Annotated in this window: 7 protein-coding genes; 1 reads left to right on the plus strand and 6 read right to left on the minus strand. The window is 68.2% G+C overall.

What is annotated here, in order from left to right; all coding sequences use genetic code 11:
* Window positions 1-71: 71 nt before the first annotated feature.
* The 5 genes from G0A00_RS25550 to G0A00_RS25570 form a co-directional block, all read right to left on the minus strand.
* Window positions 72-1,010, minus strand: a complete 939-nt coding sequence (locus G0A00_RS25550; protein ID WP_164185490.1) for an aminotransferase class IV — start codon at window positions 1,008-1,010, stop codon at window positions 72-74.
* A gap of 37 nt (window positions 1,011-1,047) precedes the next feature.
* Window positions 1,048-1,755 carry a GntR family transcriptional regulator gene (locus G0A00_RS25555; protein WP_164185488.1) on the minus strand — a complete coding sequence of 236 codons (708 nt, stop codon included), beginning with the start codon at window positions 1,753-1,755 and terminating at the stop codon, window positions 1,048-1,050.
* Window positions 1,748-3,028, minus strand: coding sequence for an aspartate aminotransferase family protein (locus tag G0A00_RS25560; protein ID WP_164185486.1), 1,281 nt, complete (start codon window positions 3,026-3,028; stop codon window positions 1,748-1,750). Before G0A00_RS25560 ends, G0A00_RS25555 begins: the two co-directional genes overlap by 8 nt.
* 1 nt (window position 3,029) lies before the next feature.
* Window positions 3,030-4,124, minus strand: a complete 1,095-nt coding sequence (locus G0A00_RS25565) for a phosphotransferase enzyme family protein (protein WP_164185484.1) — start codon at window positions 4,122-4,124, stop codon at window positions 3,030-3,032.
* 363 nt (window positions 4,125-4,487) lie between these two features.
* A complete protein-coding gene (locus G0A00_RS25570; protein WP_164185482.1) occupies window positions 4,488-5,390 on the minus strand; it encodes a LysR family transcriptional regulator in 903 nt (300 codons plus the stop codon).
* A gap of 167 nt (window positions 5,391-5,557) precedes the next feature.
* Here G0A00_RS25570 and G0A00_RS25575 point away from each other — a divergent pair, with 167 nt between their 5' ends.
* On the plus strand, window positions 5,558-7,078 hold the full coding sequence (locus G0A00_RS25575; protein ID WP_164185480.1) for an aldehyde dehydrogenase family protein: 1,521 nt from the start codon (window positions 5,558-5,560) through the stop codon (window positions 7,076-7,078).
* Window positions 7,079-7,114: 36 nt separating this feature from the next.
* On the opposite strand, the gene G0A00_RS25580 is transcribed toward G0A00_RS25575, so the two are convergent.
* Window positions 7,115-8,398, minus strand: coding sequence for an FAD-binding oxidoreductase (locus tag G0A00_RS25580; RefSeq protein ID WP_164185479.1), 1,284 nt, complete (start codon window positions 8,396-8,398; stop codon window positions 7,115-7,117).
* Window positions 8,399-8,579: the final 181 nt, after the last annotated feature.

Genomic DNA, 8,579 nt, shown 5'->3' on the forward strand with positions numbered 1-8,579 from the left:
GATGACATTCCTGCTTTGCAGACGCGGTGACATTTCAACTTGGTTGCAACACGCCGCAGCCCAGAGCACACTCATGCTGTAACGGGCGTTGCGTGCCAGCCCTCGGCCCGCTTGCGCCAGAAACGCGTGCGCAGGCGCTCGGTGATCTCGCCCGGCGCATCATTGCCAAGAGCGCGCCCGTCGATGCGCCCCGCGCCCCAGACCCCTCCCGCTGTCGTCGCGCAGAAGATCTCATCGGCGGCGCGGAACTCCTCGGCGGGGATATCGCGCACCTCGGAGGGCAGCCCCAGATCTTCGCACAGCTCGAGCACCGAGCGGCGGGTGATTCCTTCGAGCGCACCGCTGCGCGGGCTCAGCACCTTGCCTTGGACAACGCAGAAGACGTTGAAACCCGGCCCCTCGGTCACATGACCCGCGCCGTCGAGAAGGATCGGGAAATCGGCCCCCGCGGCTTCAGCCTCGAACAGGCCATCGGTCAGGTCTCCCCAGTGGAAATTCTTCACCCGCGGATCGAAGCTCTCCGCCGGGATGCGCCGGACCTCGGGGATCATCAGGCTGACCCCCTTGCGCTGTTGCTCAAGGCTGGCGACCCAGACCCATGGCAGCGCCTGACACAGCAGCCACGGGCGCGCCGACGAGGGAATGCGCGGCGCACCGGGCGCGGGCGAGCCGCGCAGGCAATCCATCGACACATAGGCCGAGCGCAGACCAGAGCGGCGCACGGTTTCGATCAGGACCTCGCGGACCTCGGCGTCGCTCTCCCGAGGCTGCATGCGCAGCCGGGTCATCGACGCCCGGAACCGCGCGATATGATCGTCGAGCCGGAAGAAGCAGCCATCCCAGACCCCAACCACGTCATAGGTGACATCCGAGCGCCGGTAGCCCCAATCGCCCGCCGGGATCCGCGCCTCGGCAGCGGGCATGAAGGTGCCGTCGAGATAGGCGGCGCCCTGGGGCCACTGCGCGTCCTCGCGGGGCGGTGCAGGCTGCAGGTCGAGATGCGTGTCCATGGTGGGTGTCTCCTTCGGCGCTTGGCCGGACTGGGGGTCAGCTGCCTTCGCTGAGCTGATCGAAATGCTGCAGGAAGCTGGAGGTGCCATTGGCGATGTCCGTCTGGATCTGTAGCTCGGCGGCGGCGCCGTCCCCCGCCGCCAATGCGGCCAGCACCGCCTCATGCACCTCGGCCCCGAAATAGCGCCGCTCCGAGAGGTCGTAGAAAACGTTCAGCATCGGCCCCATGGCCACCCACAGCTGCTCGATATGGCCAATGAGCAGCGGCATCCGCGACAGCTTGTAGACACCGGCATGGAAGCGGCGGTTGAGCAATGCCGCCTCGGCGGCCTGACCGGGCGCATCCGAGGCGGCGTAGCGGTCCTGTATTTCGCGCAGATCCATCAGATCAGCGGCGGTGCAGGCGCTCGCGGCCATACGCGCGGCGAGCCCCTCAAGCTCGATGCGCATGGCGCGCACTTCGAGGTAGCGGTCCCGATCCATCCCCGGCACATGCAGGAACCGCCCCGAACGCAATTCCAGCCCGCCCTCGCTGACCAGCCGCATCGCCGCCTCGCGGGCCGGGGTGATCGACGTGCCGAAGTGATTGGCCAGATCCTGCAGGATGAGGCGCTGGCCCGGGTGAAACGCGCCTTCGATCAGCCCCTGCCGCATGGCCTCATAGGCGCGGGCCGAGAGGCTTCCCGAGGCAATGGGCTTCATGCCCGCCCCGCTGGCTGTGGAGAGGTCCCGTTTCTCAGACATCCTGCGCGCTTTTGCCCAGCGTCTGCAGAAGCGCATCGTCGGACAGGGCGGCATCCAGCGCGGTCACCAGTTCCGCGACGTTCTGAGGCGAGAACGGCAGCGGCGGACGGATTTTCAGCGCCTCGCCATGGGCACCGCAACTGCCGAGAAGGATGCCGCGACGGCGCATCTCATTGGTCAGCCACGTGATCCCCTGCCCCGCCGCCTCTGGCGTGCCGCGCAGTTCAAGCGCCGCATAGAGCCCGGTGCCGCGGGCGTCGGCAACAGCCTCGGGATGCCGCGCGGCCAGGTCCCGCAGCCCGCTCAGCAGCCGCGCGCCGGTTTCGGCGGCGTTCTGCATCAGCCCCTCGTCTTCGATCACGTCGAGCACCGCAAGACCGACCGCCGCAGAGACGGGATTGCCGCCGAATGTGTTGAAATACCGCGTCTTCTTGCCAAATTCCGCCAGCAGATCGGGACGGGTGACCATGGCGGCGATCGGATGCCCCGCACCCAGCGGTTTGCCCAGCGTGACGATATCGGGCCGCACGCCGTGGCGCTCGTAGGCCCACATGTGGCTGCCGATGCGCCCAAGCCCGGCCTGCACTTCGTCGGCGATCCACAGCCCGCCAGCGGCCCGGATCTCGGCGACCGCACCGGCAATGCAACCCGGCGGGTCGAGCCGCAGCCCATCCGACGCGAACGCCGTGTCGAACAGCAGCGCCCCCGCCTGAAGTCCCGCCTCTTCGAGCGAGGCGATCGCCGCGCGCACATCTGCGGCAAAGCGCGTGCCCCCGTCTGCGCCGCTTGGCGGTGCGACGGTACGCACATGCGCGCCAAGCGGGTTGTGCGCCCCCAGCGAGGGCGACATTTCGGCCAGCGCCAGCGTCACGCCGTGATAGGCGTTCGAGGTCACGATGATGCCGCTGCGCCCGGTCACCGCCCGCACCAGACGCAGCGCCAGATCGTTTGCCTCGCTGCCGGTGCAGGTGAACATGACCTGCGACAGCGCAGGATCGAAAAGCCCGGTCAGCCGCTCGCCATAGGTCACCACCGCCTCGTGCATGTAGCGCGTGTGGGTGTTGAGGATCTCTGCCTGCCGTGCCAGCGCCTCGGTCACGCGCGGATGGCAATGGCCCACCGAGGGCACGTTGTTGTAAGCGTCGAGATAGCGCCGCCCCTCGGCGTCCCAAAGCTCAACCCCCCGCCCCCGCACCGGATAGAGCGGCGCGTCATAGAAATGCCGGTAGGCGGGCCCCAGCGTGCGCGCGCGGCGGGTGGCGAGATCGGTCATGTCAGACCCCTTTCAGATCGGAACGGGAGAAGCGCAGCGGCGGATGGATCGGCCCGGATCGCGGCGGCAACAGCGGCTCGGCCAGCGCCTGCGCCGCCTCGAAATGGCGCAGAAGATAGGCGCGGTTGGCCGGGAAAAGCGTGCTGCGCCACAGCGGGATGACCAGCCGCAAAAGCAGCCGCGACAGCAGCGCATCCGGCAGCGCCGCCAGTTCGTCATCGCCGAGGCGGCGGTGCTCTTCATAGCCCGCGACAAAGCAGGCAAGCTGCGGCGCCAAGGGCGCTGCGGGGCGGATGAAATAGCTGGCGGCAATGGCGATATCGTTGATCAGCGGAGCCTCGACCAGATCGCCGAAGTCGAAGATCGCGGTCAGCCGCAGCGGGTCGGCGGGATCAACCAGCATGTTGCTTGGGCTCAGGTCATTGTGGATGATCGCGCTCGGCAGCGCCGCCAGCGCGTCCATCCGGCCTTCGAGGTGATCCATGGCCCGCTGCACGCGCAGCTTTAGGTCCGCATCCGCGATCAGCGCCGAAAGCTCGCGCAGCCTCAGCACGTTCATCTGGTCCCACAGCAGGACGCGCCGCGCCGCCGGATGCCGCAGCCCTGAAAGACCCGATTGCAGCGCCCCGATGCTGCGCCCGATCATCCGCATCTGCGCCTCGCTGCCGTCCGGCTGCGGCGCGGTTCCCGTCATCATGTCGATCAGCGCGGCAAAGAGCGGGGCGTCGCCATTATGCAAAACCGGATGTTCAAACGCGCCCGCCAAGGTCGGGTGCAGCGCGGGGGTCGGCACCGAACTGTGCTGGGTCAGATGCCGCATGGCGCAATGCTGCAGCTGCCGGATATCCTCGCCGTCTTCGGGGCTGAAGACCTTGAGCACATAGCGCGCGCCCTGCTCTGTTTCGACCAGCGTGTTGCTGTCCCGCTCTCCCCCAAGGTCGGTCAGCCGCCCGTCGAGGCCCCAGCCCTCAAAGAGGATGCCCGCAAGCTGTGTGAGGGGGAGCGAGGGCTTCGGCGTCGAGAATCCGACGGCGGCCGCCCGCAGGAGCGGGTTCTCAAACTCGAAGAGAGCGGTCTGCAGCGCGTCGGTTGCCATGTAAGCCTCGCTTTTCCCAATATTTATATTTTATAAATTGAGAGTGCGCAAGACGGCGGCATCGGCCGGAATGGCCGCATCTCGCAGCGGAGAGTACGACTGCACAAAGGCACTACACGCAAGCACACGCTTGGCGAAGCGATTGATTTCCAACGGGCATCTGGGGAAGTGAGTGTGGCGGCGACCCTAGGGAGGAGGAGAAGGGTCGCCGCCGATTTCCGAGGCTCAGGGAGGAGGAGAGAGCCTCTAGAAAACTCTATCGTCGCAGCGTGGCGTCGATGCAGCAAAGATGCCATTCGAAGCGCTTCGGAACAACTTCCGAAAGGGAAGACCCGAACTGCCTCCAGCGCATAGCTTGCTATGTCACCCCTCCAAGGGCCGGAACGACACCTGCCCGAGCAACCACTCGGAAAACGCTGCGGCCTTATCGGCCCGACCCTCAGGCGTGACGATATACCAAGCCAGATCAGTGCCATGCGGTACGTCGAGCGCCACGGTCAGCTCGCCGCGCGCAAGCTCTGCCTCGATCAGGTAGCGCGGCAGCAGCGCAAAGCCCAGACCGGCCTTAACCGCCTCGATGCTTAGCGCGAATTCGTCGAACCAATGCCCGCCTTGGGCATCGGGCAGCGCCATGCCCTGCCGGGCGAACCAATCGCCCCACATGGTGGCACGCGGCGTGATGTGCAGCCGGGGCTGCGCCAGCAGATCCTCCGGTGCCGTGATCGCCACCTCACGCAGCGCCCCGCCAGCCACCGGCAGGACGATTTCGCTGCAGAGATAGCGACATTGCCCGCCGGGCCAGAGCGGTTGCCCGAAATGCAGCGCAAGATCGCATTGCCGGCTGTCGAGGTCGAAAACCCCGGTGCTGGTGCCCACGTCCATGCGCAGCTGCGGATGCGCCGCCAGAAACTCCGGCAGCCGTGGCATCAGCCAGCGCGTCGCGAAGGTCGGCGGGGCGTTGATTGCCAGCAGGCTCTCGCCCTGCGCCCCGGCGGTGGCGTGCCGCATGGTGCTTTCGGCCATGCGCAAAAGCCGCTGCACCTCGGGCAGCAGTTCGGTGCCCGCCCGCGTCAGCACCACCCGGCCCCGCAACCGCTCGAACAGCGGCTTGCCGATCTGCTCCTCCAGCTCGCGCACATGGCGGCTCACCGCGCTCTGGGTCAGCGCCAGTTCCTCGCCCGCGCGGGTGAAATTGCCGTGCCGCGCGGCAAGCTCGAAGGTCTGCAGCACCTTCATGTCGGGGAGGAGGCGTCTTTGCAGGGGCACGGTGGGTCCTCTTGTCATGCTGCGGCGCACGATAGGCCCCGCCCCGGCCAAGGACCATGCCAAACCCGCATGAGGTCAGCCGGACTTGGCGTTATGGGTGCATGGCCCTGCGCTGATATCCTGCCCGCAAGCAACGACCGCAGATAACCCAAGCGAAGGAGCCCCCGATGCTGAGCAAACCGCTTCCCGTCCTCACCGCCGAAACCCTCGAGCGCTGCGGCGTCACCGCCGCGCTGGATGCCGCAGATGGACTGCAGATCGTCTCTCCGGTGACCGGCGAGAGTGTCGCGCAGCTCGCCCCTCAGTCCGCCGCGGACGCCGCCGCGGCGATCGACACCGCGCGCGCCGCCTTTCGCAGCTGGCGCATGGTGCCCGCGCCGCGCCGGGGTGAGCTGGTGCGCCTCTTCGCCGAGGAACTGCGCAAGTCGAAGGACGATCTTGGCCGCATGGTCTCGATCGAGGCCGGGAAATCGCCCTCCGAAGGGCTTGGCGAAGTGCAGGAGATGATCGACATCTGCGATTTCGCCGTCGGCCTCTCGCGCCAGCTTTACGGGCTGACCATCGCCACCGAGCGCCCCGGCCACCGGATGATGGAAACATGGCACCCGCTTGGCGTGGTGGGCATCATCACCGCCTTCAACTTCCCCTGCGCGCCGTGGTGCTGGAACGCCGCGCTGGCGCTGGTCTGCGGCGATCCGGTGATCTGGAAACCCTCCGAGAAGACGCCGCTCACCGCGCTCGCCTGCCAAGCGGTGCTCGAGCGCGCCATCGCCCGTTTCGGCGACGCCCCCGAAGGACTGAGCCAAGTGCTGGTCGGCGGCCCCGAGCTGGGTGAGACGCTGGTGGAGAGCGAGAAAGTCGCGCTGATCTCGGCCACCGGATCGACCCGCATGGGCCGCATCGTCGGCCCGAAAGTGGCGGCGCGTTTCGGCAAATGCATCCTCGAACTGGGCGGCAACAACGCCGGGATCGTCTGCCCCTCCGCCGATATGGACATGGCCCTGCGCGCCATCGCCTTCGGCGCCATGGGCACCGCGGGCCAGCGCTGCACCACCATGCGCCGCCTCTTCGTGCACGAGAGCGTCTACGATCAACTGGTGCCCGCGCTGCGCCGCGCCTATGCCAGCGTCACCGTCGGCAACCCGCTGCAGACCGACGCGCTGGTCGGCCCGCTGATCGACGGCACCGCGTTTGACGGCATGCAGGCGGCCCTGAAAGAAGCGGCAGACCTCGGCGGCACCGTGCATGGCGGCCAGCGTGCGGCGGTCGAGGGCGAGGCGGCGTATTACGTCAAACCCGCGCTGGTGGAGATGCCCGCGCAAACCGGCCCGGTGCTGCGCGAGACCTTCGCCCCGATTCTCTACGTGATGAAATACAGCGACTTCGACGAGGTGCTGGAACTGCACAACGACGTCGGCGGCGGTCTCAGCTCGTCGATCTTCACCACCGACCTGCGCGAGATGGAGAGCTTCCTGTCGGCGCGCGGCTCCGACTGCGGCATCGCCAACGTCAACATCGGCACCTCGGGGGCCGAGATCGGCGGGGCCTTCGGCGGCGAAAAAGAGACCGGCGGCGGGCGCGAGAGCGGCTCTGACGCATGGCGCGCCTACATGCGGCGGGCGACCAACACCATCAACTACTCCAGCGAGCTGCCGCTGGCGCAGGGCGTGGTGTTCGACATCGAATGACACAAAGGCGGGTGGCCGGAACTGGCCACCCGCAACCTACCCCAGAAGCCCCGGCTTCAGCGCATGGGTCAGCGCCGCGCCCGCCTCATAGTAGCCGCCCATGACGCGGGTGAACCGCTCCGAATAGCCCTCGACGGGCGCGATGGGCAGCGCCGCCTCAGACCCTTCCAGAAGCGCCTCGGCGGCGGCGGTGCCAAAGACGGTGCCCGGCGCGATCCCCCGCCCGGAATAGCCGAAGATCGACAGCGCCGACGACCCAAGGCGCACAATCTTCGGAACATGGTCGCGGGTCATGGCGATCTGCCCCCGCCACGCATGTTCAAAGCCGATATCGCCAAGCTCGGGGTACACCCGCCGCAGCTTGCGCCGCGCCCAATCGCCATGCAGCGCGCGCGCCGGACCCTCGGCGTCGCCCATGCCGCCCAGGATCAGCCGCCCGGCGCGGTCGATGCGGAAGGAGGACATGACCAGCGCCGTATCCCAGCACCCCTCGCCCCCCGGAAGCACCTTCTCGCGCAGCCCATCCGGCAGCGGCGCGGTGGCGAACTGGCTGTAGCTGACGGTGACGAAGCTGGGGCGGTAGGCGGCGGGCAGCCCCTCATGATAGGCGTTGGTGGCAATCAGCAGCCGCGCCCCGCGCAGGCGCTGGCCATTGCAGCGCAGGTGCCAGCCCCCACCATCCCGGCTGATCTCGCTGACCTGCGCCCCCTCGAAAATGCGCGCCCCCGCCGCCGCGGCCGCGCGGGCAAGCCCCCGGCAATAGGACAGCGGCTGCACCGTGCCCGCCCGCGGGTCGAGAAGCGCGCCGTGAAATTCGCCCGAGCCGCTGCGCCGCTGCGTCTCTTCGGCGCCCAGCAGTTGGACCGGCGCGCCGATCCGGTTGCCCTGCCGGAAGCGGCTCTCCAGATCGGCCACGCCCGAAGGCGCATGCGCCAGATGCAGGGTCCCGGCCCGCGTCGCCTCGCAGGCGATGCCCTCGCGGTCGATCAGCGCAAAGACCCGTTCAGGCCCCTGCCCCAACTCTTCGATCAGCCGCCCGCCCGCCGCTTCGCCCATCTGGGCGATGATGTCGTCGGGCGGCAGCCAGAGCCCTGCGTTCACCAGCCCCACGTTGCGCCCCGAGCCGCCATGCCCGATCCCATGCGCCTCAAGCAGCACCACGCTGGCCCCGCGCCGCGCCGCTTCCAGCGCCGCCGCGCAGCCGGTGAAGCCGCCGCCGACGATGATCAGCTCGGCACTCAGATCCTCCGCCAGAGCCGCGCCGGAAAACTGCTCCTGCGCGCTGGCGTGCCAAAGATTGCTGCGGGGAAAATCTGCCATGGACTCCGTCCGTTAACTGCCGCCTCGGCGGGACTGCCAAATCTTGCGACCCGCTCAAGGCAACGTCCAGTGCAGATTGCGCATGGGGCAAGACCGGATGCGCATGACGGCGCGTCCTGCGGCCAAGAAGGGGGCGCTGCCCCCGCCGCACGACCTGCGGCGCTGCTAGAAGTAGGGGGCT

Source organism: Salipiger sp. PrR002 (assembly GCF_010500775.1).
Classification (GTDB): domain Bacteria; phylum Pseudomonadota; class Alphaproteobacteria; order Rhodobacterales; family Rhodobacteraceae; genus Salipiger.

Coding starts and splice junctions, on each gene's coding strand:
- G0A00_RS25550 (WP_164185490.1), bottom strand. CDS start 1,010: ATGGACACGCATCTCGACCTGCAGCCTGCACCGCCCCGCGAGGACGCG.
- G0A00_RS25555 (WP_164185488.1), bottom strand. CDS start 1,755: ATGTCTGAGAAACGGGACCTCTCCACAGCCAGCGGGGCGGGCATGAAG.
- G0A00_RS25560 (WP_164185486.1), bottom strand. CDS start 3,028: ATGACCGATCTCGCCACCCGCCGCGCGCGCACGCTGGGGCCCGCCTAC.
- G0A00_RS25565 (WP_164185484.1), bottom strand. CDS start 4,124: ATGGCAACCGACGCGCTGCAGACCGCTCTCTTCGAGTTTGAGAACCCG.
- G0A00_RS25575 (WP_164185480.1), top strand. CDS start 5,558: ATGCTGAGCAAACCGCTTCCCGTCCTCACCGCCGAAACCCTCGAGCGC.
- G0A00_RS25580 (WP_164185479.1), bottom strand. CDS start 8,398: ATGGCAGATTTTCCCCGCAGCAATCTTTGGCACGCCAGCGCGCAGGAG.